General features: G+C 39.1%; 29 protein-coding genes and 1 pseudogene. 4 read left to right on the top strand and 26 right to left on the bottom strand.

Annotation, left to right across the window (positions count from 1 at the left end; all coding sequences use genetic code 11):
- Positions 1-84 precede the first annotated feature (84 nt).
- Complete coding sequence (locus R0K30_RS09580) at positions 85-849, top strand: MurR/RpiR family transcriptional regulator (protein WP_410610348.1); 765 nt, start codon at positions 85-87, stop codon at positions 847-849.
- Positions 850-983: 134 nt separating this feature from the next.
- Here the strand turns inward: R0K30_RS09580 and R0K30_RS09585 are convergent.
- A pseudogene (locus R0K30_RS09585) lies at positions 984-1433 on the bottom strand (SMI1/KNR4 family protein); the annotation flags it as partial.
- Between the two features lie 109 nt (positions 1434-1542).
- On the bottom strand, positions 1543-2517 hold the full coding sequence (locus R0K30_RS09590) for a tRNA dihydrouridine synthase (protein WP_256499377.1): 975 nt from the start codon (positions 2515-2517) through the stop codon (positions 1543-1545).
- 594 nt (positions 2518-3111) lie between these two features.
- On the opposite strand from R0K30_RS09590, the gene R0K30_RS09595 reads away from it, so the two are divergent.
- Complete coding sequence (locus R0K30_RS09595) at positions 3112-3303, top strand: hypothetical protein (protein WP_410610351.1); 192 nt, start codon at positions 3112-3114, stop codon at positions 3301-3303.
- Positions 3304-3312: 9 nt separating this feature from the next.
- Here the strand turns inward: R0K30_RS09595 and R0K30_RS09600 are convergent, their stop codons facing one another.
- The 4 genes from R0K30_RS09600 to R0K30_RS09615 form a co-directional block, all read right to left on the bottom strand.
- Positions 3313-3789: a protein-export chaperone SecB gene (locus tag R0K30_RS09600; protein ID WP_268452788.1), complete on the bottom strand. Its 477-nt coding sequence runs from the start codon at positions 3787-3789 to the stop codon at positions 3313-3315.
- Positions 3790-3806: 17 nt separating this feature from the next.
- A complete protein-coding gene (locus tag R0K30_RS09605; protein WP_099663596.1) occupies positions 3807-4094 on the bottom strand; it encodes a hypothetical protein in 288 nt (95 codons plus the stop codon).
- 13 nt (positions 4095-4107) lie between these two features.
- Positions 4108-4725: a hypothetical protein gene (locus tag R0K30_RS09610; RefSeq protein WP_410610353.1), complete on the bottom strand. Its 618-nt coding sequence runs from the start codon at positions 4723-4725 to the stop codon at positions 4108-4110.
- A gap of 226 nt (positions 4726-4951) precedes the next feature.
- Positions 4952-5194 (bottom strand): helix-turn-helix domain-containing protein, encoded by a 243-nt coding sequence (locus tag R0K30_RS09615; protein ID WP_410610355.1) that lies wholly within the window; start codon positions 5192-5194, stop codon positions 4952-4954.
- Between the two features lie 479 nt (positions 5195-5673).
- On the opposite strand from R0K30_RS09615, the gene R0K30_RS09620 reads away from it, so the two are divergent.
- Together R0K30_RS09620 and R0K30_RS09625 are read left to right on the top strand one after the other, a co-directional pair.
- The gene (locus R0K30_RS09620; RefSeq protein WP_410610357.1) at positions 5674-6267 is read left to right on the top strand and encodes a hypothetical protein; all 594 of its coding nucleotides are present in this window, start codon (positions 5674-5676) and stop codon (positions 6265-6267) included.
- Positions 6268-6283: 16 nt separating this feature from the next.
- The gene (locus tag R0K30_RS09625; protein WP_410610359.1) at positions 6284-6496 is read left to right on the top strand and encodes a hypothetical protein; all 213 of its coding nucleotides are present in this window, start codon (positions 6284-6286) and stop codon (positions 6494-6496) included.
- A gap of 29 nt (positions 6497-6525) precedes the next feature.
- On the opposite strand, the gene R0K30_RS09630 is transcribed toward R0K30_RS09625, so the two are convergent.
- The 20 genes from R0K30_RS09630 to R0K30_RS09725 all read right to left on the bottom strand — a co-directional run bounded on the left by R0K30_RS09630 (position 6526) and on the right by R0K30_RS09725 (position 23486).
- Positions 6526-7326 carry a peptidoglycan recognition protein family protein gene (locus R0K30_RS09630; protein WP_410610361.1) on the bottom strand — a complete coding sequence of 267 codons (801 nt, stop codon included), beginning with the start codon at positions 7324-7326 and terminating at the stop codon, positions 6526-6528.
- Between the two features lie 50 nt (positions 7327-7376).
- A complete protein-coding gene (locus R0K30_RS09635; RefSeq protein WP_230031727.1) occupies positions 7377-7796 on the bottom strand; it encodes a phage holin family protein in 420 nt (139 codons plus the stop codon).
- Positions 7797-7836: 40 nt separating this feature from the next.
- Entirely contained in the window at positions 7837-8046 is a 210-nt protein-coding gene (locus tag R0K30_RS09640; protein ID WP_230031728.1) for a hypothetical protein, read from the bottom strand.
- Between the two features lie 101 nt (positions 8047-8147).
- A complete protein-coding gene (locus R0K30_RS09645) occupies positions 8148-8561 on the bottom strand; it encodes a hypothetical protein (protein ID WP_230031729.1) in 414 nt (137 codons plus the stop codon).
- A gap of 15 nt (positions 8562-8576) precedes the next feature.
- Entirely contained in the window at positions 8577-11930 is a 3354-nt protein-coding gene (locus tag R0K30_RS09650; RefSeq protein ID WP_410610363.1) for a phage tail spike protein, read from the bottom strand.
- 14 nt (positions 11931-11944) lie between these two features.
- Positions 11945-12712 carry a distal tail protein Dit gene (locus tag R0K30_RS09655; protein ID WP_230031731.1) on the bottom strand — a complete coding sequence of 256 codons (768 nt, stop codon included), beginning with the start codon at positions 12710-12712 and terminating at the stop codon, positions 11945-11947.
- A complete protein-coding gene (locus tag R0K30_RS09660) occupies positions 12709-17781 on the bottom strand; it encodes a hypothetical protein (RefSeq protein WP_410610365.1) in 5073 nt (1690 codons plus the stop codon). The genes R0K30_RS09655 and R0K30_RS09660 overlap by 4 nt, the downstream gene beginning before the upstream one ends.
- Positions 17782-17785: 4 nt before the next feature.
- Positions 17786-18094: a hypothetical protein gene (locus R0K30_RS09665; protein WP_410610367.1), complete on the bottom strand. Its 309-nt coding sequence runs from the start codon at positions 18092-18094 to the stop codon at positions 17786-17788.
- 20 nt (positions 18095-18114) lie between these two features.
- Positions 18115-18621 (bottom strand): tail assembly chaperone, encoded by a 507-nt coding sequence (locus tag R0K30_RS09670; RefSeq protein ID WP_410610369.1) that lies wholly within the window; start codon positions 18619-18621, stop codon positions 18115-18117.
- Positions 18622-18689: 68 nt separating this feature from the next.
- A complete protein-coding gene (locus R0K30_RS09675; protein ID WP_410610371.1) occupies positions 18690-18965 on the bottom strand; it encodes a fibronectin type III domain-containing protein in 276 nt (91 codons plus the stop codon).
- Positions 18952-19476 carry a phage major tail protein, TP901-1 family gene (locus R0K30_RS09680; protein WP_046526964.1) on the bottom strand — a complete coding sequence of 175 codons (525 nt, stop codon included), beginning with the start codon at positions 19474-19476 and terminating at the stop codon, positions 18952-18954. The genes R0K30_RS09675 and R0K30_RS09680 overlap by 14 nt, the downstream gene beginning before the upstream one ends.
- Positions 19477-19489: 13 nt before the next feature.
- Positions 19490-19888 carry a DUF3168 domain-containing protein gene (locus tag R0K30_RS09685; protein ID WP_007496092.1) on the bottom strand — a complete coding sequence of 133 codons (399 nt, stop codon included), beginning with the start codon at positions 19886-19888 and terminating at the stop codon, positions 19490-19492.
- A 15-nt stretch (positions 19889-19903) separates the two neighbouring features.
- The gene (locus tag R0K30_RS09690; protein ID WP_046526966.1) at positions 19904-20323 is read right to left on the bottom strand and encodes an HK97-gp10 family putative phage morphogenesis protein; all 420 of its coding nucleotides are present in this window, start codon (positions 20321-20323) and stop codon (positions 19904-19906) included.
- Entirely contained in the window at positions 20316-20657 is a 342-nt protein-coding gene (locus R0K30_RS09695; protein WP_144521567.1) for a phage head closure protein, read from the bottom strand. Before R0K30_RS09695 ends, R0K30_RS09690 begins: the two co-directional genes overlap by 8 nt.
- On the bottom strand, positions 20651-20947 hold the full coding sequence (locus tag R0K30_RS09700; RefSeq protein ID WP_410610375.1) for a phage head-tail connector protein: 297 nt from the start codon (positions 20945-20947) through the stop codon (positions 20651-20653). The genes R0K30_RS09695 and R0K30_RS09700 overlap by 7 nt, the downstream gene beginning before the upstream one ends.
- A gap of 4 nt (positions 20948-20951) precedes the next feature.
- The gene (locus tag R0K30_RS09705; RefSeq protein ID WP_410610377.1) at positions 20952-21143 is read right to left on the bottom strand and encodes a hypothetical protein; all 192 of its coding nucleotides are present in this window, start codon (positions 21141-21143) and stop codon (positions 20952-20954) included.
- Complete coding sequence (locus R0K30_RS09710; protein ID WP_080673871.1) at positions 21144-21446, bottom strand: fibronectin type III domain-containing protein; 303 nt, start codon at positions 21444-21446, stop codon at positions 21144-21146.
- Positions 21406-22392, bottom strand: a complete 987-nt coding sequence (locus R0K30_RS09715) for a coat protein (protein ID WP_144521573.1) — start codon at positions 22390-22392, stop codon at positions 21406-21408. Before R0K30_RS09715 ends, R0K30_RS09710 begins: the two co-directional genes overlap by 41 nt.
- 12 nt (positions 22393-22404) lie before the next feature.
- Complete coding sequence (locus tag R0K30_RS09720) at positions 22405-23070, bottom strand: phage scaffolding protein (protein WP_410610379.1); 666 nt, start codon at positions 23068-23070, stop codon at positions 22405-22407.
- A 149-nt stretch (positions 23071-23219) separates the two neighbouring features.
- Positions 23220-23486, bottom strand: a complete 267-nt coding sequence (locus R0K30_RS09725) for a hypothetical protein (protein ID WP_410610381.1) — start codon at positions 23484-23486, stop codon at positions 23220-23222.
- Position 23487 lies beyond the last annotated feature (1 nt).

Here is a 23487-nt window from a genome sequence, read left to right on the forward strand (position 1 = left end):
GTTTGACGTATTTAGAAATCAAGTTGTAACATTAGATTATATTTTCACAGGAAGAAAATATTTTCATGTTGGAGGGCACATCGCATGATATTGGACAAGCTGGTAAATGAATACTTCGAAGATTTAAATAAGAATGACCTGCACATTATTAAAACGATTCACGATCACCTTGAAGAAATGAAGACCATGAAAATTCAGGACCTTGCCCGTTATGCTCATACTTCCATCTCATCCATCCATCGGCTTGCCAAGAAAATAGGCTTCGACGGCTACAGTGACTTAAAGTCTTATGTGAAATTGAATAATCATACTGAAGAAACAACACAAGATTTAATGAAGCTGCTCGATCAAGATATCCAGCAGACAAGGAAATATATGGAGCAGTTGGACTTTCATCAATTAAATCAACTGATTGATCGCGCACCGTATATTTATATTTATGGTACAGGAACAGCACAGCTCGATTTGGCCAATGATGTACAACGACAGTTATGGTCGCTGCATAAGAAATCTCAAGTTTTACGAAGTAAGCGAGACTTAACAGATGGAATCGTTGAATTTGGTGAGGATGACCTTTTATTTATTATTTCTTTATCAGGAGAATCGAAGAATTTAGATGAAATCATTCAACTGATGAAAACGAGACATATCAAATTTATCAGTATGACCACATTGAGAAATAACTTCCTTGCACAAAATGCCATGTTTAACATCTATGTAAGCAGCACCCCGTTTCCCTTGTATAACAAAGTGGACAACTCAAGCTTTCTGCCATTTTATATTGTGGCAGATATTATCGTCAGGAAATTTAGTGAGTGGAAATGGAACCAATTGAATAATAGGAATTAAAAATAACAAGCACACATTTTTGGAGTCAAATGGTGAAAGGTTGAATATTGCTTCACAAAAAAGAGAGACTCTTTTGTCTCTCTCAAAAAACACCAAAATATTTTTCTGAAATAAGTGATGACTGCTTAATGTTATTCAGCAGTATAATGCCCCTCAAGCAGTTCATCAAACGAATCCGCTAATTTGAAATCCGTCTCATATTCTAGATCAAAGTAATGAATTGGCGGATGCTCCTTTGTTTCTCTATAATCCAGCGCAATCCACGTGTGCCCATCCCCACAAATGAGCACAAGCCCCTCAGGCAATTCCCATTCTTCTATTAAATAATCACTATCCAAAATGCCTTCACCTTTGGCAATTCCTCTTAAATGATCAAATGACACATGATCCTCTGCCCACCCATTCGGCTGATCCGTCGGATAGGCGTTATGAAGGGTGTATCCGCCATTTTGTTCAAGGATCAGTTTCTTATATGTATCCGGCAGGATGACGCCTAGCTTCTTTTCAGCTTTTGCAATTCCTTTCTCATTGATTTTCTTAAATGTTTCATCGCTTTCTCTGTCTTTATCCCAGAATGGTTTCAATATAAATACCTCCAAATGTCATTTCTATCTCATCTTACCATTTATTTAAACTAGTTTAATAGTCCTATTACAAAGAAAAAAGAGAAGGGCTCTCCCTCCTCTTTTTTCATCATGATTGTTCTTTATTTCTCGCTTCAAATTCATCAAGCATCGCACGCACTTCATCTGTTGATGATGTGTTCATTAATTGATTTCTTAGGAAACTTGCTCCTCGGAATCCTTTGACATAAATCTTAAAGAAGCGGTGAAGCGCCTTGAACGGACGCAGACCTAATGAGGAGTATTGATCATGGAGATCAAGATGTAATCTTAAAAGACCTAGGAATTCATCACTCGTATGTTCCTTCGGCTCTTTTTCAAAGGCAAATGGGTTATGGAAAATCCCACGCCCAATCATCACTCCGTCTATTCCATATTGCTCAGCGAGCTTTAAGCCCGTTTGTCGATCAGGAATATCACCATTAATGGTCAAAAGGGTATCAGGTGCTACTTCATCACGAAGCTTTTTAATCTCTGGAATGAGCTCCCAATGCGCATCCACTTGGCTCATTTCCTTTCTTGTGCGAAGGTGAATCGATAAATTCACAATGTCTTGCTCCAATATGTGTCTGAGCCATCCGCGCCATTCATCAACCTCTGTAAAGCCAAGTCTTGTTTTCACACTGACAGGTAATCCACCTGCTTTCGCAGCTTGAATCAGCTCTGCCGCAACGTCAGGACGAAGAATTAATCCGCTGCCCTTCCCGTTTTGTGTCACATTCGGTACAGGACAACCCATATTAATATCCAGCCCCTGAAATCCTAATTCCGCCATTCCAATGCTCATTTGTCTAAAGTTTTCAGGTTTGTCTCCCCAAATATGAGCAACAATCGGCTGTTCATCCTCCGTAAACGTTAAACGGCCTTTCACACTTTGAATGCCATCAGGATGGCAATAGCTCTCACTATTCGTAAACTCTGTGAAAAACACATCCGGTCTCGCCGCCTCACTCACAACATGACGAAACACAACATCTGTCACTTCTTCCATTGGTGCTAATATAAAAAATGGCCGTGGTAAATCACGCCAGAAATTTTTACTCATCTTTCATCCAATTCCTCTCATGACATAGCGCCTAAAGGGCATGTCCATCTATAAATTCTTTCAGCAATTTTTATCATTATATACTTTAATATGAACCGGGCAAAATTGCAAAAAAGTAATTTTAGTGATGAAATACGGGTTGAAAATATTGTTTTTATGGTGCTGGTAGGGCAAATGAAAATAAAAATATCCCGATATCGATGTTTTTCACGAAATCGGGATGTTTAAATAAATTACTGAGTGATCACTAGACTTGCCACACATTCCACATGACTCGTATTAATCATCTTCCTCGTCAACATTTTTCGACCTTCGCAACCAGTATGAACAAAAATTTTAATAATCACGAACAAGAATATACGTTCGCTAACTTTCGCAAACTTTTAGATCAAATGTGGTCATTTATGTGGTCAGTGGTCAAAAAAAGCCGTCCTTTTGGGCGGCCAAGTTGTGAGTAATATTAAGAAGAAGTTAATCATTGAAATATACGAATTTTTCATATCCCGTTTCCGCGGGTAAACCGTATATTCTAATTATACACCACACTTGCACACCGAACAAACATTCTGATAAACTATTCTTGGTGATGTTGATATGACTGATCTCGAAAGAAAAATTTATCGAATCATTTATAATATGAGCCGTTTCCGCAATAACCCCACAATGGAGAATCTGAAAAGGAAAACGGGTAAAGATGAAGCATCTATAAGAAAAGCCGTTAAAAATCTAATATCTCGAAAAGAGCTCACATGGGATAAAGAGAAAAGAGAATGGCGGTTTAAATAAAAAGAAGCCTCACCTACTGTGGGCTTCTTCCATTTCTTCATAATATTCACTACTTAAAATCATTTCTTCTAAATCTCTTTCCTCTATAAACTTAGTAAAATTAATTGTAGGGAGAATCACAGGATTATGATTGCTCTTGCTAGTGATATCCGTAAGAATAGATCTTAAGTATGGGAATAAAATTGAACTACCATTAACAAGTGTGAATTTTTGCAAATCATCTATATTGTAATCTAGGCTTTCTTCACTATTAAAGCTAAAATATCCCCTGACTACAGCCTCAGCATTAAATGGCAGATCACTGTCTTCCCCACCTATTCTTACTCCTAGTACTATATTAAAAAAAGAAGAGTCCAAATCATTTTCAATGCGATAAAGCATGAAATCAGGTGACAATTCCATATTGTCTTGTCCATCATATTGATCGCTTCTTTCATAACTCATCATATCTAATTTAAAACCATGAAATGTTATAATACCTTGCATTTTCATTACACCTCTTGTTATGCAACTACCTTCTCATTTTTAACCTTATATTCATTGCTCTCTTCACTAAGAACATAATTTATTGGTTTGTAATTAGACCATCGCAACCTATTATGTCCTGGTACAGAAGCCCATTTAGTTTCAATTCGTTTGGGTAATCCAATAGCCTTGAAAAATTCTGCATCGTCAATAGTCTTCACACTGCCGTCCGAACTTAAAATCGCATGTTCTGTTTTGTTCTCATCATAAGTTAAACCATACAGTTCTGCTACTTCTTTAATAATTGAATTTACATCCTTATTCATAATTAATCACTCCCTAATTATTAGCATAATCAAACCGAATCTTTTTAGGGTAACTATACTCTTTTGTAGGATATTCAATTTCTTTGGATTTAATACATTTTTCGTCTTTTATACAAACTTGAGTCTCTTTATAATGAACATTTAATGGGATCACTTTGGAATCGAAAGTTATTGTATCAATTTTTCCGTACGATGGTTTGTGAGTGTTTTTTTCGAATGTCATTATTATTACATTCCATTTATAAACTCTTGTCAAGAAATCAATTATTGCGCAACGATTAATATCTTCATTATCAGTTAAATAAAGCTTTTTTATAGCGGAAGAATAGTTTTTAATACATTCGTAAAAATAATCTACACCTTCTGGTGAGTCTAAATCTAAAAATTTATCTGCTTTTTCTTCGATATTTGCTTTAATTATAACTGGATTGCTCTTTATCTTTTGTTTTAATGGATCTGTTTGTGAATTTTTACTAATCCACCAATGAGCAAGTTTCTTATCTGTATAAAAATATGTCCCCTGCCCTAACCAATGATTTTTCCGTTTTTCAGGCTTAAATCCATCAGATAATATACTGTCTAAATGCTCTTCAAATGTTCCATGGTAACCTACAACGTTCCGACTACTCATCTTATAACATAGCACCTTTTATTTTTTTCTTTGACCTTAAATGAATATTACTCTAATTAGCATAATTTCTCAAGAAATATTTGTAAACACTTTGATCTCAAAAATTAAAAGATGCCTTAAAGAAAAACGATCCATAATTGATATTCCCTTTAGAATGCCCTATAAAACGTAAGGAAATCATTAAACTTCTTTTTTATATAGTTGGCAATAGTAAGACCCACTGTATTTATTCAAATGGCCGATATTTCTTTCTTCCTTCTTCCAATTCTTTTTTTAACTGCTCAATATCTGACTTTAAGAATAGAACAGTTTTCCCCACTTTTTTTATCGTGCTTACTCGACCATCTGTATGCAATTTACTCATGCGCTGTTTGTTAACGTTTAAAATTTCCTGTGCTTCAGATGAGGTGAGGACCTCATTTTGAATAAAGTCCTCAACCTGCTGCCGGTTCTTCAAATTATATTCCATGTTATCTGCTCCTTACTACATCTTTGATGATTACAAAAAGCGTTGCAAGTATTAAAGCGGCCATGATTACCGTTGTGAAAGTATTTGTCCATATTGAACGCGTTACAATTGAAGCTGCGCTCAAGAGGATCATAAAGAAGATCAATTGTTTTTGGTTCATATTATATGCTAGACTGGTTATAATTATATTGAGAAGCGAGCGATTAACTCGCTTCCCCAGTGTTAGTCCTTCTTATTATCTTTGTTTGCGTCGTGCGATTGTTGGGCAATCCACGCTATAGATGCAACGTAAAAGATGATTTGAAGGACTTTTATCATGTTGTCTAGCATTTCCTCACCTCCTATATTTATTATACTATAACTATAGACTAATGTCTATAGTTATTACAAAAAATAATCCTTAGCAGTAAATATTTTCTTGTAATTATTAACCTTATTATTTAAAATAAAGGAAATAATTGAGATGAAAGGATTATAAAATGTCAAATGAAGAAACGACAAATTCAGGTGAAGATCAAGAAGAATTAGCAACAGCAGCCGAAACTGAAAATGTATACCCTAGCTCTGAAATTCTACTTTCAACTATAACTAGAGAATATGATGCTGAAGCTAATAGAAAGAGAGATATCGAAACAAGAGCAGGAGTTCTTATTGCACTTTTAGGAGCATTAATAGGCTTTTACGCAACAGCACTGGATTTTTCTTTTTTCAAGAAAGCGAACAGTCCAGTTGAGATGTTATGTTTTGTTATAATAGCTCTACTATTCATTTTCCCTGCAATTATGCAATTGATTGCATTTAAGCACTTAATAAATGTATTAAAAACATATCAATATGAGTCACTTGGGTTAGATGGATTTAATTCATTAAATCTAGAGAAGAGCGCCAAACGTGGCAAAGATGAGCTTCAGTTGCTTTTAACATCTGCATACCATGCTGTTGTCGAGAAAAACAGTATGGCTAATGATACTAAAGCTAAACTTTTCAAAAAAGGAACAGAAAAAATATACATATCAATAATTGGTATAGTTTTAGTATATTTCTTTAAACAAATCATTCTTTTAATGATATAAAAAAGGCGGGGAGAAAGTGGCAGACAAGGACAGTTGGTGGAAAGATACAGTGGTTAATAAAAAATCAACGACTGATAAACAACCAGATAAAGAAAACATTTTTTTGACTTCAAGAACAGTACTAAATCACGCCATACCACCTAAAAATAAAGACTTCGATCCAAGACATGTAGAGTATGATGAACTTCCAATCGATAATATAAAAAATTTAAAAAAAGACAATAAATAAGCCTCTCTGAATTCAGAGAGGCTTATTTATTATTTTAATAATGATTCAAGTTTAACTTTAGTCTTAGGTCCGTATATGCCATCAGTAGCAAGCCCATGCATTAATTGGAACCGCTTGACCGCATCCGCTGTTTTTGGTCCGTAGTAACCATCAACGCCATTATTTTTTGCTCCTTTGTCCGGGTAGTAGTAAACTGCCGCTAGGGCTTGCTGTACGGCTTTTACTCCCGCTCCCTTCGTAAGAGGCTTTGTAACTTTTAAAATGCCTGCTGGCAAGCAATATGACTTTTTAACAGGCTTGGAAGCTGCTGTTTTGGATGGTGCTGCTTTTGTTGGTTTAACAGTTGGCTTTTTACTTGTGTGAGCAATGGCAATACCGGCTTTGAAACTGTCCCAACGATTAAGCAGTTTGCGGGGACATTCTTTTCCACTCCAATGCTTATGCGGTACAACATTAGCAAATGAAATACCTTGCTCTGTCATCAGCTGGCGAATCAACCATTGAGCATTTTCGACCGCCTTCTCAAAATTGCCGTCTGCATTTTCACAAATTTCAATACCAATCGATTTCATATTTCCCGTTCCTCTGCCGTCTCCTGCGTGCCAACCGTTTTCATTCAACGGCAAATGTTGATAGATACAATTTTCATCCACAGTGAAGTGCCAGCTCACCGCCGTGTTTGGACGCTTCACAAAATTAGCGTGACTCGATGCGTTCGCACCTTTGGCTGTGTTAGCGGTGTTATGGACAGTAATATATAAAGGCTTCATATAGTTGCCTGGGCGGTTCTTATTACTTCTCGGAATGAAGTCTTTAATGACTTTCACCATTGTTCATCTACTCCTTAAAATTGTTTTTAGTATTAAAAGAAAGCCGCCGATTACTCAGCAGCTTTCTTTTCCGATTCTCCTTTTTGACTATCCTTTTCAATCACATGCAACCTGTCAGTGATTGCAGCCGGAATTTTAACGCCGATCTGTGCAAGGTTTTCTACGATCGAAAGACCTTCGTTTGCAATATAAAAAAGCACTGTCCCAAAGGTCAGCACTCCATTTAAACCCATAATCTGATCAATGATGTTAGCCACAATCACGACAACAAAACTAAGCATTTTTCGCACGTAACCGAACCAAGCCGTGCGACTGCGCAACTTCCCAAATTTCCACGCTTTGATGATACCAGTAAGCACATCAATAACACTTAGCAGCAAAAGCAAGTCCAGAAATTTCACTCCGCCGAATAGATATGTTCTTGCAAGATCCAAAGTTTCAAAGTTTATAAACACTATCGTTTCCTCCATTTCTTTAATCACCTCCTTAAAGAAGGCAAAATAAAAACGCCTACTCAGCGTTTGCGTTTGTGTCATTTCCTTGTTGATTTAATAAAGCTTCTTTAAGCTTCTTATGTTCTTCTGACAACATCGTATATGTCGCTCTCACTTCTGCAAATTTATTGTTCGCTTCATTAAGTAACTCGCTCAAACTGATAACTTTTAACTGTGTCGCCCTCAGCTCTGTTTGCAGCTGTTCTTTTGTCATTTCATTACTCATGTGTTATCTCCTCCTGTATCTTTATTTCTTCTCTTATTTCTTGAAGTGTTTTTTCCGCTTCTTTCAATCTTTCTTCTAGCGATTTTGTAGGAGCGGCTCCTCTATTTACGTTGGGTATCAGTTCCTTCATCTTCAATCACCCTTTCTGTAAAAGCATTTATATATCCATCCCTTTCACCTTCAACACCTACTCTGATACTTAATAGAGTTAAAACGAGATAGTCGGATCCGGCATAGCACGGCATTTGATCAGGTGACATGTAACTTTTGTCTAAATGGAAAGAGTGGTTCTTTTTCTCATCCATTGTTATATAAAGATCATACAGCACTGAATATCTGTTTTCTTCATCCGCATCTAGCTTTATCAAGGCTGCTGGAAGCTCACCTGTAACTAATTCCCCTTCATACCTGTGATAAATAGTACAAGCGCTCAATTCAATTCCTTGATCTGTCTCTTTAGCTTTTAGAGAGCGGAAAAAGGGATTAAACCTCTCATCTTCTCTAACTTGAATCAAACTGAATACCTCCTTCTATATTGCTTCTGTAATCATCATTATGTTAACAGTGTAATTCCGGTCGTTGGCACTAGCTATTCCAGCAGCATTTCTTATATAGATCCTGAAACCTGAAGTTGTTTTATTTTCAAATGCTGCTATGACAGCACTTGAGTTCGATCCTTCCACCTGCAAAAAAACATTAAAGACATTTTCTATATTCCGAAAGCCTCCAAATGTGTAATCATAGCTTCCAGAATTGCCGGACATTCTGACAGTAACATTATCAAAAATAATTTGACAGTTTGTTTGAAGTGAGTTCATGTACCGTTCATGCCAAACACCAGCAGCTCTCAAAAGGGTTCTAGTTTGGTTTCCGCTATACATATCGATGGTATGGGCTCTCAGATCCCCATATCCAACTCCAGAGGATAGGAGAAATCCTTTTGCAGCATACGCGGCAAAATAACCATCGGAGACATGAGCATTAAAATTTCCGTTTGTACTTACATCATTAAAGGAACCAACTATTGTTCCTTCACCTTTGATATAGATATTTGTTCCTTGATTATTTAAGATCGTTTCTTTTGGAGAAGTGACAGTCAATTCTCCAGCAGAAGAGACTAACAAATCTCCTTCCAGCGCTGCAATCATTGTACCAAACTCATAAATTCCCGGATAATCAGTTCCAATAAAAAAAGTGTCAATTTCCTTTTTGCCATCAAACTTTGCCATTCTGTACCCAGATCCAGTTAACCAATCTGAATAGAGATACGAACGATAGGTATACCCATTTGAAACAGTTGTTCCAGATCCACCTTCTAGTTTTATAGAACCTTTATCAATAGTTGTTCCTCCAACTAATACTTTCTCATCACTTTTATAAGACTGTTGAAAAACACCATCTTTAATAGTTAATACGTTTGTCTTCCCATCATAATATTCTTGATATATCTCATTAGCAGTTATATACGAATTATATCTCCAGTTTTGAGAGATTGGTTCGATTCTAGCCCCTTTTATAAGTGAACCCTCAATAGTAATCCCTTTAATCGTGCCAGCTGTGATTTTGTCGGCAGATAAATTGGCTATTTTAGCATTTGTAATGGCACCATCTGTGATGTGCGCCGTGTCAATTATCGCTGTGCCTAAATGTGCTTTTTGGATTGCGGCATTTTGAATGGCTGCCGTTCCAATTGCAGCATCATTTACGTGCAATGCTGTAACAGATTTTTCGGTTAACATGACATCGTAAGGACTGGCAGACCATTCTTTTATAGCTTCACCCATTCGCAATTGACATTTTCTAACGACAAACGATCCAGCATCCGTGACGTTTTCTGTATAAGCTCCGAAAAGCATAAAATAATTGCTTGCCGTATCACCCGTATAAGTAAATGTGCAGTCTAATCGTACAAACTCATCTGATGGAAGATTAGAAATATCGCTAAATGGTGTGTCTATTAATTTACTTTTAAGATTTGTAGGTGATGAGTAATAACGAAAATTCAAGTAATTGAAGTTCGTCAAGTTGCCACGTTTAACTTCTATTGAAAAAGTATACGTTTCCCCGTTAACAAGTTTCAAAGATCTGCGATTATCCGTCACAACTCCAAAAAGTTTATTATTAGTTCTTGTCTTTGTTATCGTAACCTCATTGTATTCTTGTTCATTTACAGCTATTGCAGATCCATTTAGTCCAGCTAGATCACTAGACCTAAACAATGAACCTGGTAAGATATTTGAGTTTGCAATATCCGTATATAATTTGTCTGCTGTCACTGATAGAGCGGCCAGTTTATCCGCTGTAACAGCACCAAACATAATATCATTATTAAGAACTCTTACCGTCTTCGCCTCATATTCACCCGACCAATCACTGGGCGTCCCATGAGTATTTATTGTTCTGAATCGGTAATACCATACTTGATCAACATCTACACCGTCTTGATGGTGCCAGCCTCCTGTTTTACCGCGGAAAATAAGCTGCGCGGCTGTTGGCGTGAATCCTTTATTTTGCGATGCATACACTTCATATGCGGCGATATATGAACTAGGGTTGTAATCCCATGTAAGAGACACCGTCTTGAACAAACCCTCTGCCTTGATATTTGATGGACGGGGCGGCTTCGTATTTGGAAAACTACCGTCTGTCACATTTCCTGCATCCGGCTTCCGCTCCCATGTGCCACGGTTGTTATCAATTATTTTTTGCAGTTGCTTTACTCGATCATCGCCCTGTAAGGCTGACAAGAACTGCCCGATCTCAACGACACATGTATTTTCAGGATCAGTGATGTCATATTCCATTGAGATGATGCGCTGTGATGTTTCAATAGGAATAGCAAAATTACGGTCAATAGCAATGGTTGTATCTCCAAGATCAACATGTTCGTGCTCATACCCCTCAACGCCTTCAAGCAGCTTCACTGATAGTTCATAATTGACCTCTGTTTTTGATGCCACAGTGATTAAATGATTGTAAGTTGCTTTCAACAATTCTTCGGGATCTTCAATATCTTCATCGCTGTAAATATCTTCTCTATGAATCAATTCCCCATTTTTTAAGCGACCGTATTTTTGCAATAAAGCTGGATCTCCTACCCACTCTTGCCCCTTTGGTTTGTCTACTGGATCACCATTTGATTTTTTCCACTCAACATCTGCGAAGTCGATGAAACGAGAATATCCCCCCGTCTCTTCCCCGTCTTCATCAGTTGTTTGTAATGATGCTCCATAACCATATAAAGCCGTTTTCGGATAGCTGATCACAGTACGGCGGATGCTTTCAGTGTCTTTATCAATTTCAAAACGCTTGCCGCTGTCTTTTCCTCTTCGTGATAATACCTTGATCGTGCGTTTGGTGATGGTATTCCCGTCAAACTCCACCACGTCTTTAAATTCGCCGCCCCATTTGTTCAAGACATCGCTTAAACATTCAAGAGCAGTCATTTTATAGAATGATGTCGAGTTTATTCCTAGCTCGGCGGTCACTTCTGCGGTCCAGCGAGTTCTTTCAAACACTTGATCAAGAACATACTGTGCTGTTTTATCTTTTGGCCGTTTTTCTTTGATGATTGTTTCTGCTAGTTCCATCATTGCTGCTTCACAAGTAACAAGCGTATTGATCTCAGCACCATCATCCGTATCATCAAGCTCTTTTATAACAAATGCCCGCAAAAAGCCGTCTTTATCTCGGAACACGACTTGATTCTCTTCAAAAAGATAACGCGCATCTGGATGAGAAGCGTCAGCAATAAAAGAAAAAGAAGAACCCAAGTTGAGTTCTTCTTTATATTTTGCATCCCAAAAATTACATGAGTCCTGTCCGTCACTGGACAGAACAGCCAAAAGTTCGTCTTCTGGCGATAAAATGAATATTTCAGCCATGACGGACCCCCTATCTATAGATATGCTTCATTGAATTTGATACTGCTTTTGTGACTGAATTTTAGTTTGACCGGCTTTTGAGCAGGAAAACTAAAGAATGCTGACTGAATTTGCAATGCGTTCATGATCGCTTTTCCGTTGTTCATTATCTTCCGTTTAGCGATGTCGATCACAAGTGTGTCTCCTTCAATAAAGTTGTGTACAACCTTTATGACTTTGTTGACACTATCATCTGAATTTAAAAGAGCCACCTCATATGAAGTGGCTGCTGCTGTAAATACACATTCAATTTGTGGTTCAATTGACGCTAAACTAGGGTTTGTAAATGTTTGTACTCCTTTGGCTAATTCATAAGCTGCCGCAACTCCATATTTCTTAGGATCTGAACAAAGAAAAGTTAGTGTGGCATGCTGTAAGCCTCCCTTTGTCTCACCCTCTGTCAGACTCTCGAATATAGCGTTATATGTCCTGTCTGGCTCATCGAAAAAAACAAGCGGCTTTTCTTCATCTGTGTGAAGAATATAGTTCAATTCCTCCTGTTTTTTCTTCAATTCACTTTCACTACTGAATGCAAATAGCACTTCTAGGGTTATCACTCTAACAGGTAATCTAGTAACACGAAGAAAACCGCCTGGGCGGTTCCCTATCGTGTCAATTTTCACCTCTCGACCCACAACACCCCTACCGCTTGGTGTCTCTTTAAGGTAGAAATATTGTGATATGTCAGTTCCGTTAAAAGTGATCTTCCATTCATTGGGGACAAGTTGTTGATAATTTATCATGTAATCCTCGTCCTCCTTGCGTTCGCTCTTTTCTGCTCGTTTTCAACTGGCTTTGCAACACCTTGACCAACCTTTTTACTATCCATTTCTATTATAATAACTTGCTCAGGCAGTTCAATATTTTGAAGCTCTGCGCTTAACTCATGTTTAACTGCTCCTATTTTACTGTTCGTAATAGAAGCATCGTAAGCGATGTTTAAATCTTCTTGTTTGATATACATAGCGTCAGTAACAGCATTCATTGCTTTACTCACAGTACCTACGCCTTGCTGAATCCCCACAGCAATACCAGCTGGCACCATGACACCCACTTGATCACGCATCAAGCGTGATGGCGAATGAATTTTCAACTTCTTCTTGATGGTTTTCTCGATTGTGGCAGCAATAGTGTTGGCTTCCTTCGCAAGCTCGCCTTTCATCCCTTTCATGCCGGATATAATACCAGCCATCGTGTTATATCCAATAGCTTTCCCGCTCTTTTTAAGTGATCCCAGCTGCTTAACATTGACAGTCAATTGGGCTATTTTATTCATGTAATCATTTTTCAGTTTGTTCAGTTCCGAGTTTGCCGCATTTCTCAATTCAGTGATTTTTTTAGTTGTTGCGTTCTTGAGATCCGCAAGCTCTTTGGTCGCTTGTTGGCTTGCCAAGCTGTGTTTTTGTTTCCATAGAGAGATATATTTATCTAGCTCTGGAGCAGACATAGAAGCAATAGCTTTTATTTGATCAGCTGACCCCACGCCCATTTGTCTTAATTCATCAACGAATTCTTTCGGGGCACTGCCTGTTAGTTTTGATAGGTCAGACTGGAAACCTTTCATTCTATCAATTTGCGCTTGCAGGTTATTTAACAGCTTGGAACCACTTACTTTTTCTGTGGTGACACTATCAAACAATCCTATTGCATTGTAAATGGAATCCGTACGATCTTTAAGAGCGTTCTTATATTCTTCATTTGCCTTCTTGATGTCGCTGGTTAGCTTGTCGTTAATGCTTTTGAACTTAGATAGATAAGAATTGTTTGCTGAAAGAATACCTTTATTCAGCTTATCAGCTGCTTTTCTCTCATTTTCTTTCTTCTTTAGTGCTTCCCTAGTTAGATTATTCTGCGTTGCATAGATTTCCCGCTGAATCTTATTACGTTGATCAGCAGTTAATTTTTCTTTCTTTTTAATCTTTTCAAGCTGCTTCATATACGTCTGACCGCTTATTTTCTTGGTGTCATATTTCACTTCTGCATTAGCAATTTTTTGAGAGACCTTCTTTTGATAAGCAAGCTGCGCTTTTGCCTTTTTGCGCTGTGCCTCAAGAGCCTTTTTCTTTTGTTGCGTTTGTGACTTTTTCTGAGCATTGTATATTTCGCGCTGGATCTTCGCATTTTGCGTGGATGTTAGCTTATTTTGTTTCTTAATCGCATTAAGCTGTTTGATGAAGGTTTTAGAACTGATTTTTCCCGTATCAAACTTGGTTTCTACAGCTCTGATCTTGTTATCAACGCCTATTTTTCTTTTCGCATTCGCTTTACGTGCCGCAGCAGCTTGTTTTTTCTTCAATGCTGCCGCTTGCTTTTGAGCTTTCTTCATTTCTGCCTGTGAAGCTTTCTGCGCTGCTTGCGTTGTCTTCTTAGCAGAAGAAACAACTGTATTTGTTGATTTATCTAAACCCACAGCCATACCAGCACCCAAGTTATACCCGATTTCGTCGCGCATCCATCGTGAAGGGGAATGGATGTTGAATAGTTTCGTAAAGGTGTTTTTGACGTTGTTGACGATGCTTTTTGCTTTGTTATAGAGACTAGATGCCATTCCTCCAATTCCTCGAATAAGCCCAGCTATGATGTTTTTACCAATGCTAAACAGGTTTATCCCCTTAAAGAACCGCATAACTCCATTCCAGATGTTACTAATGGTTGTTTTAACAGTTCTCATAGAATTGGCAATAGCATTTTTCATAGTATTAAAAATTGATTTAACAGTATTGAAAATACCCATAACAAGATTTTTAACGGTGTTTTTAATGCCGTTCCACACACTTGAAATAAATGCCTTTATCCCGTTAAACACTGTTGATGTAACCTTTTTTATATTGTTCCAGTTGTTCACAAAGACGTTCTTAATGCCGGATAAAATGCTACTAAAGAATGATTTAATTCCACTCCAAATTGATTTAGCCACATTTTTGATAACATTCCAAATACCTGATACAACAGATTTTATGGCATTCCAGACAGTCGTGAATATTTTCTTGTGTGTATTCAACGTATTTACAAAGAAGGATTTAATACCGTTCCACACACTGGTTGCAATCTTTTTAATGGTATTCCAAACACCAGTTATAAATCCTTTAATGGCTCCCCAAACTGTTTTCACAATCTTTTGATGGACTGCTAATGTCGTTTTGAAGAAATTTACAATGCCTATCCATACTGTAGAAGCCACCTTTTTTATACCTTCCCATAAACCTTTAAGGAAATTTGAAACGGCTCCCCATATTTTTAGAGTAAACGCTTTGACTTTATCCCAATTGGCTATGATTAAAGCAACTATTCCAATTACTGCGGCCGTTATCCAACCAATAGGACCCATCGCAACAACCCAAGCTGCGGCCATTCGTACAGCATTTGCCATCGCTTGAGCGGCCATAACTGCCATTCGAGCAATGAATAAAGCCATTTGTTTTATCCCATTTTTAAGCATGAGAATGAATGAACTTATCTTTGCTGCGGTCCATGCTGCGGCCATTCTAGTCGCTTGTGCTACAGACTGAGCAGCCATGACTGTCATGTTCTTTATCCAAAGCCCCATTTGAATAATTCCGTTCTTCAATGATGTAATTAAAGATGAAATTTTCATTGCAGTCCATGCAACGGCCATTTTTGCTCCGTTTACTGTTGCTTGAGTTGCCATTAGTGCATATTTCGCAATGAATTGACCCATTGTTACGATTGCTGACTTTAATTGAGATATTAATCCGATTAATTTAACGCCAGCTGCTGTTTCTTTAAAGTTTCTTATATACATTGCCGCTGCTTTAAAATCTTTAAATCCATTAGTCAAAGAACTCACAGCAACCATTGCTGGAACAATCGCTCTAACAACACCAATAAGAGATAAGCCAGCTGCGATAAATTGTCCAATTGCCGGATTTGCTTCCATTGCAGCATTAGAAAATTTCAAGAAGCTGTTTACAGTCTCTAAAATTGTCTTTCCTAGTGGTGCCATTCCAACGAGTAGATTTATAATAGTCCGGGAAATTTGACCAAGCGTGCTCCACACTGTCGGACCTGTTTTTTCAATGTAGGCGATGAAGTTTTTGAAGCCCTCTGTGTGCTGAACACTTCCCGCCCATTCTCTGAATCTAGCTGTCATGTCAACTAATGAGGTAAGCATGTCTGCTGACATCGGACCGAACGCAGCAAATAGACGGCGCAAAGCACCTGAGAAGTTAGTAATGACTTTTAATAGTTTCGGACCGTTTTCTCTTGTATAAGCTATGAAGTCTTGGAATCGTTGTGATGAGCTTAATCCAGCTGCCCATTTAGCCCAAGAAGCAGTTGCTTTTTCCATGCTTGCGGCCATGTCATTACCTAATGGACCAAAAGCCACAATAAGGTTCATGACTGTTCTCATGACATTCCCGGCAATGTTTCCGAAGGTCACAAATGCTTTACCTGCATTGTTGTTCATCCATTTAATGAAGTTTTGCATGTCTTTTGCTTTGAAAGCATTATCAAGGTTTTTCGTTAATGTAACCGCTCCATTTGCAACGTTAACAAACATAGGTCTAAGACTATTAAGAACCTTTTTAAACGTTGTGAGCGAATTCGTGAACGATTTCAAGATAGGTTTTTGTGTGATCTTTGCGATGTCCTGCCAGTTATCTTTAAAATCTTCTAAAGTAGCAAGGGCTTTCTTCTCTTCTTTACCTAGCGACTCTTGCAAAACTTTTATTTTCTCCATGATTTTAGCGCGCTCTTTCGCGCTAGTAGCATCATCGAGTTTTGCTTGAAGCTTGTCTAAGTCTTGACCAGTTTTGATAACACTACCAATTGATGTAACAGCCAATGCACCAAAAGCCACTGCGCCAGTACCAGCAGTAGAAAAAGCACTGACAAGCCCCATTAATCCACTCGTAGCCGATCCAATCATTGGACCAAGTGCTCCAATTACCCCAACGGCACCAGATAATGCAGGAGCAATTGCAGGTAGTAAAGCAAGTAATCCACCACGTAAAGCATTCCCCATGACATTTGATATGGAGTTTGTTATTTTGGAAAGCCTGTTCATCGCATTCTCAAATTTATCTAGTCGCTTTTCAAAGCCGCCCCATATGTCCATTATTTTTATAACAACAGTATTAGGAAGACTCGCTAATGCTGCTCTTGCAATCGCCACAGAACGAATCAAAGCCGCTGAACTTGCATTTATAATTGTTGTCACTCTGTTTGGTATAGTTGCTAATGCAGCACGAGCAGCGGCGACAGATGAACTTAAGTTGCTTGCGTTTCCTGCAATCATTGTAGTCACTCTCTGCGTTATTGAAGCAAGCGCAGTACGAGTAACGGCAACCGTTGAAACAAGCGGGCTGGCGTTTCCTGCGATTATCGAAGTTACTCTTTGAGAAATAGAAGATAATGCCGTACGAGCTACGATAACAGCACGTCCTAAAGGAGTAGGATTCCCGGCTATGACGGTTGTCACTCGTTGAGCGATTGACCTTAGCCCCGCTTTAGCACGAGCTATTGAACTGGTTAATGGATTGTTATCACCCGTAAAATAAGTATTAATACGTTGAGGAATCTCACGCAATTTCTGCTGAGCCATACGAACAGCCCTAGTTAAAGGGTCTGCATCAGCGTCTAGGTCAACCCGGTTGCGTTCGTGTCGGCGCAAGAAACTATCCATCTGCTGTTCTGCCTCACGTACACGCCTTTGGAAGTCAGCGATTTCAGCATCTACTTCGACAGTGTGATGATCACGCATGCGGCGCATCATATCGTTCACTTTGTCCATTTGTTTTTTAAATTTGCGCGTTTGCGCCTCGACAACCGCCGTTAATTTTTCGATCAAACCCTCACCCCTCTTCTTTTGGTTTTCTAAGCATGTTCCTTAATCCGATATTAAGATCATTCAAGCGTTTGGCATCCACTTGATTTTTGAAGCCATTTCCAGTGACATCCCTCTCAAGATCAGCTCTTGCTTTTTGTGCATCAAACATTTGTGACGGCTTAACTTTTTTGGCGTTATTCGCATACCGATTAAACATTGCGTTTATTGTCATTCGCTCTATTTCATCAATTTCACGCAGCTTGGCCGCTTTGAGCTTGCGCTTGTACTCGTTTGGAGTCCATGACATGATAAGATCGTTGTCATAGACACCCATCCAACGAGCTGCATCTTCAATTACTTGGAGGTAGTCGATCCCATCCGCTCTTTGCGGGCTTGCTTGAGCATTTCCATGTATTCCTTCGATTGCTCCTGTTCCTCGATCCGTTTCGCCGCCATTTCTGGTGTCTCGTTCGGTGCTGCTTTCTTCTCTTTCGTCATTTTCTCCAGCATGGTCCATTGCTGACGGATCTTGCCTTTGAAAAAACCGGCATTCTCAAGCGTCTGGAATGCTTCGTTAATCAAACGGTCAGTAGCATCACCTTTAGTGTCTTCGTCAATGATTTTTATAATTGCATCTTCAATTTGTTCTGCGGTTGGTTTACCACTCTTCAAATGAGAGAGAGCACAATCCCAAAAAGCTGATAACATCAAAGCATCTTCATTTAGCAAACCCATGTAAATGTTCAGCGTGCCACCTGATTTGTCTTCCTCTTTACTTGTATATTTTTCATTTGCTGTACGGTCAAACGAGAAATCACATCTTGCTGTATATTCCTTATTTCCAATTGTTAAAGTAGCCATTTATAAAAACCCCCGTTTTGTTTTTTGTAATAGAAAAGAGCCTCCAGATAATAGAGGCCCTTCAAGTGTTATTCTCCTGTTTCAGTTGGTGCCGTCTGTGTGACAATCTCACTCATTGGAGACTCGCCAGCTTCGTTAACTGCTGTCACATTAATGGTAAGTTTCGTATCAGGGTTCAACCCTGTTGCGACATAACTTGTGTCAGTGACGTTTTTATCAAGACGTTTATCAGCGCCTCTGTATACGTTATATGAAGTCGCCCCTTCTACCGCTTCCCACTTTACTGAAATACTGTCAGACGTGGCAGTAAACGATAGATTTTGGGGCTGCTTAGGGTGTCTCAACTTTCTTATTAAGTTCGCCAAACTGCTTGAAGCTGTCAGCTCCAGCAGCAGATCGGATTTGAGCAATTAATTCTGGATCTAGCGGCTCTAATTCGTCTTTAAACGTCTTTCCGAGAACAGGAAGAGTTGTTGAAACCTCGATAAAACCATCCTGTGGTGCGCTTTTCTCAAGGCTTTCAATGATCGCATGACCATATTCAGCATCATGTTTTCCATTTGCGTTTAAGTTAAGATTCACTTTCCATACCTGTACTGCTTCCTCTTTGTCAAAAGCAGCTTCAATGGCTTTTTGACCCGGATCATCGTCCGCAGCATAAAAAGATAACTCAAAACTTTCACTTTTTGTTCCATATCCAACGATACGACCTGATTTTGTGCTTTCGTCAAGTGAATCTTGCTCTTTCGTGTGAGAACCCTCAGTCTGAAAAGCAATAAATAATCCTTTTTGATCCGTTGCGCTAATTGGTTGAACAATGAAAACTTCATCCTTACCATTCAATAGGTTTACCACTAAAAACACCCTCTCAATTGTTTATCGTGTATCTCATTCGCAAGATACCGTGTTTTGTATATCCGTCTATGTCTGTGATGACCTGCATCCCTCGCAGCTCAGAACGGCATAAAGAAAAGCCCTCTATTTCTAGGGGCCTTTTGGTCAATGCTTGCAACATGAGGTCTATGACCTGCTGCGCTTCCTTTTTTCCGTTGTAATCTGACCAGCAGTGTAAAACCACGTTTACAACCTCGCCAGCAGATGTTTTTGTCTCAAATAAGGACACATCGTCATCACCCATTGAGACATAAGGCTTTTTAGTATCTTTGGAAACCGCATCAAAAACGCCTGTGACACGTTCGTTTAACCGCTTATCCATAGATAGCCTTTCAAATATAGCAGCCTGTAACGGCCACAATGATGAGCGCATTTCAGCAGCTCCTTTCTATTGCGTTTCACGGGCAAAATGCCTCATTCCCTCTTCTACAGCAGGATTAAAGAATGGTTGCGCCCTCATACCTCTAGTCATCACCCATCGGCCTAGCTTTTCATCATAATAGACCCACGGTGTTTGACGGCCGCCGCCTTCCTCTGCATAAATACCGGTTCCATATTCAACGTATATGGCGTAATCGGCACCAACGGTGATGATGGCTTTCAATCCTTCATCACGATATTCGACCTCAATAGAGTTCTTAAGGTTCCCACCATCAATCATGGCTGTTGGCGCATTAATGACAGCATGACTGTAAATCAGTTCTGCTGTTTCTGTGACAATTTGTTTTGCTCGATCTATGACTTTGCGCTCAAATTTCTCAACCGTTTTCGCCATTTGCTTAGCCCATTTTCCGCTTACCTCAGCCATTAAGCACCTCTGAAACTTGGCATTTGAGACACATGATTTCATGCTCCCCGCCTTGATCTATAGGACTTGATTTCAATGTGAGTATTTTATTTTCGTATTTAATTCGCATGGTGTTGTCAATGTCTTCTCTATACTCGAAATAAACATTGTGATCAACTGGGTTTTGAAGCTGTTGTGCTTGATAAAATTCTCCCGATTTAACACTCGTCACTCGTGCGGGTATTGTAAGTTGGTCCACATGCTTCTCTGTGAAACCTCCACCACCGTCCGGCACTTTTTCAAGCTTTTGAAACGTGATTTCATGTGGGAACTCTTCAAATACATAACTCACCAGTAAGCCCTCCTATACGGGTACAGGTGCTTTGTGATCGTTTCAGGGAAATCAGTGTCATAAGAGTACGACACATCACCCATACTTCGACTTGCCAAACCTGCTGGCTTTAAGTTGTGCTCAGCGGCTTTCGCAACAAATATCTTTACACCCGCCGGCAGGTCATCTGCATCAAACTTGTTCTTACAAAAATCAGAAGCATATTCAACAAAAATAGGAACAACCTCAGACAAGTAATCATCGTGCTTATCTGTGGTCATTTCTATCATTCTTTTAATCTGTTGGATGTCCATTGGATCACCCTTTCAATTTTTCAAGCAGTGTTTCACGCTTCATGTTGTAATAACCAGCAATACCTTTATCTTTCGCTTCCTGCTTTAGCTGCTCAACAGTCATTTCTTCATAAGACAGGTCGTCTTGAGCATTTTCTTCAATCTTCGCACGCCTTTTCAATTCTTGTTCCAAGAGCCAAAAGGTTGTTGCTCCCATTTACTCGGTGCCTCCTTCTGCTTCTGTTTTAGTTGCGATTTCTGACATTGCAGATTCGCCACTCTCATTAACAGAAGTGACATTGATTGTTAACTTAGTATCAGGCGTTAGACCGTCAGTGCTGTATTCAGGCTTGGTTACATTCTTATCAAAACGCTTGTCTGCTCCCCTATAAACATTGTATGAATCCGCCCCAGCTACGGCATCCCAATTGACAGTCACAGATTTACTTGTGCTTGTAAACCGTAGGTTTTGGGGCGCATTAGGGCGTAGGAATAGGCTCTTCCACTGGAAGTGAATCATCAACAATAATAGATTTTTGAAGGTATGTTCCAAAACCTACATCAGCTCTGTTGTTAGGAATGAACTCAATCAAGTTTTGTTTCTGTAAATTTGTATGCGTTACCGAATGCATTGCAATTGAAGTAAATTTCCCTTTAGCATCCCCAAGTAATTGAGCTGCATCAAGAATCACTTCACCGCTTAATTTTGATTTAGCTGCTGCATCTGGCCCTTCATTGGAAATGATCTTCACAATTCGGACTTTCTTTTTGTCATAAACACGTTCATAGTTCTTTGCGCTCGCTAACTCTTTGAATGTAGGCATTTCTTTAGCAACATCAGCTTCAGTCCATTTGAAACCACGTGGATGCATAATAAACTTCTTACGATTGATCAGAATGTCCTCACCTTTTAGTGAGTTTCGATCTGTTTCCGTTGGTGTTTTAGGCATTCCCGGAGCATAACCAACAGCACCGCCAGCAAATAGGTAAGTTGTGTACTTTTTCCCGTCACCGCTCGAAATGTCTAAGACTAGATCACCATCATTGTTAGTGATGTTGCTACCAAAGACACCATCCAACATAAGGAAGATCATTCTTTGAAACTGTCTATCCCAATAGTAGTTCACACGATCCCCAATTGCTCTCATTGGATCTGATCCTGCAAGCTCTCCCGCTAAATCTTCTGCGCTCCAAGCCTTTCCATACTCAAATACCCGGGCAACGTCTTTACCTGATTTGATTTTCTCTGGAGTTAAAGCAAAATCTGATTGAATAGCTTCTGGATCTCCTTCAAGGTCATTCCAGAAAGGCATATTCACTGTATCACCGCCATTCGGAACAATTAGGCCCGGTACAGCCTGAATAATTCCACTTCGATATACTGCTGTTTGTTCAACAGTGTTGTTCATTGTGTACTGGTTAAAAATTTCCGGGATGATAACATCCTGAACTCTAGTTACTGCCATTTAAATTCTCCTTTATAATCCATAGATTGCAGGATTCCCGCCTGCTTGGATGATTAATTTTTTAGCTTGCTCTGGATCACTGCTTAAAATTTGACCCTGCTCAGTCAGGTTTAAATGGTCCTTACTGAATGGATTTTTAACTGTTGGCAAATTAGCCGCTGAATTTCCTGTTCCATGCGGCTGCCTACCCGCTAACCCCGGGGAACTGTCATTCTCCGCTTCAAATAGATAGCTGTCACTCTCTTTAAGAGCGGTTAACTGCTCATCAAGACCAATTACCTTATCGTCAGATAATTTAAGCCCATCAACGTTTAAATTCGCTTTTACAGCCTTGATGTTTTTCGCCTTTGCATCACGTAAAGCACTTTCGAGAGCAAAGTCAAAGGCTTGTTTGTCCAGCTTTTGCTGATATTCCTCAGACACCTTTTTATTTTCTTCTTGCAGCTGCTCAATTGCGTTTTGCAGCTCTTCGTTTCCTTTGGCTTGCTTTTGCAGTGTGCTTAACTGCTGATCCCGCTCGTCAAGCTGGCTCTTCAATTCCTTCTTTTCATTGTTCACTGCGTCAAACCGCTCTTTGGGGAACCATTGACCATTGCTTACAATATCAACCTTTTGATCTCCAGCTTTTTCTACCACTTGAGCATACAGATCATCACCGAGTAATTCTTTTAAACTCATTTCAACCTCTCCTTTGATGTTTTTTTGCGTGTCCACCTCACGCACAGGATTTACGCTTAGTTTGGCTCCAAGCCTTTAGAATGAGCAAAAGAGCCTTTTTACGTCATGCTCAGGACAAAAGAAAAAAGCTGTCACATAAGTAACCAGCTTTAAAGCTTGTCTATTTTGTCGAAAATGTTTGTTAGCTTAGCAGTAACAATGTCCCACCCATTAAATTGACTAGAATGATTGTCTTTTGCTCTGTACTCTTCTTGTAATGCAACCATTTTTTCAGCAGTCTTCGTATCAAACGCTTCATGAGTAAAAAGTGATTGCTTCAACTCACTGACAACTTCGTCATAAGTATCATGATCACCGTATTGAATTACGCTATTGAGCATATCTAAAAGATATTTAACACGTTCATTCTCTTTCATG

The sequence above is a fragment of the Bacillus sp. SIMBA_154 genome, from assembly GCF_046536015.1.
GTDB classification, from domain to species: domain Bacteria; phylum Bacillota; class Bacilli; order Bacillales; family Bacillaceae; genus Bacillus; species Bacillus pumilus_P.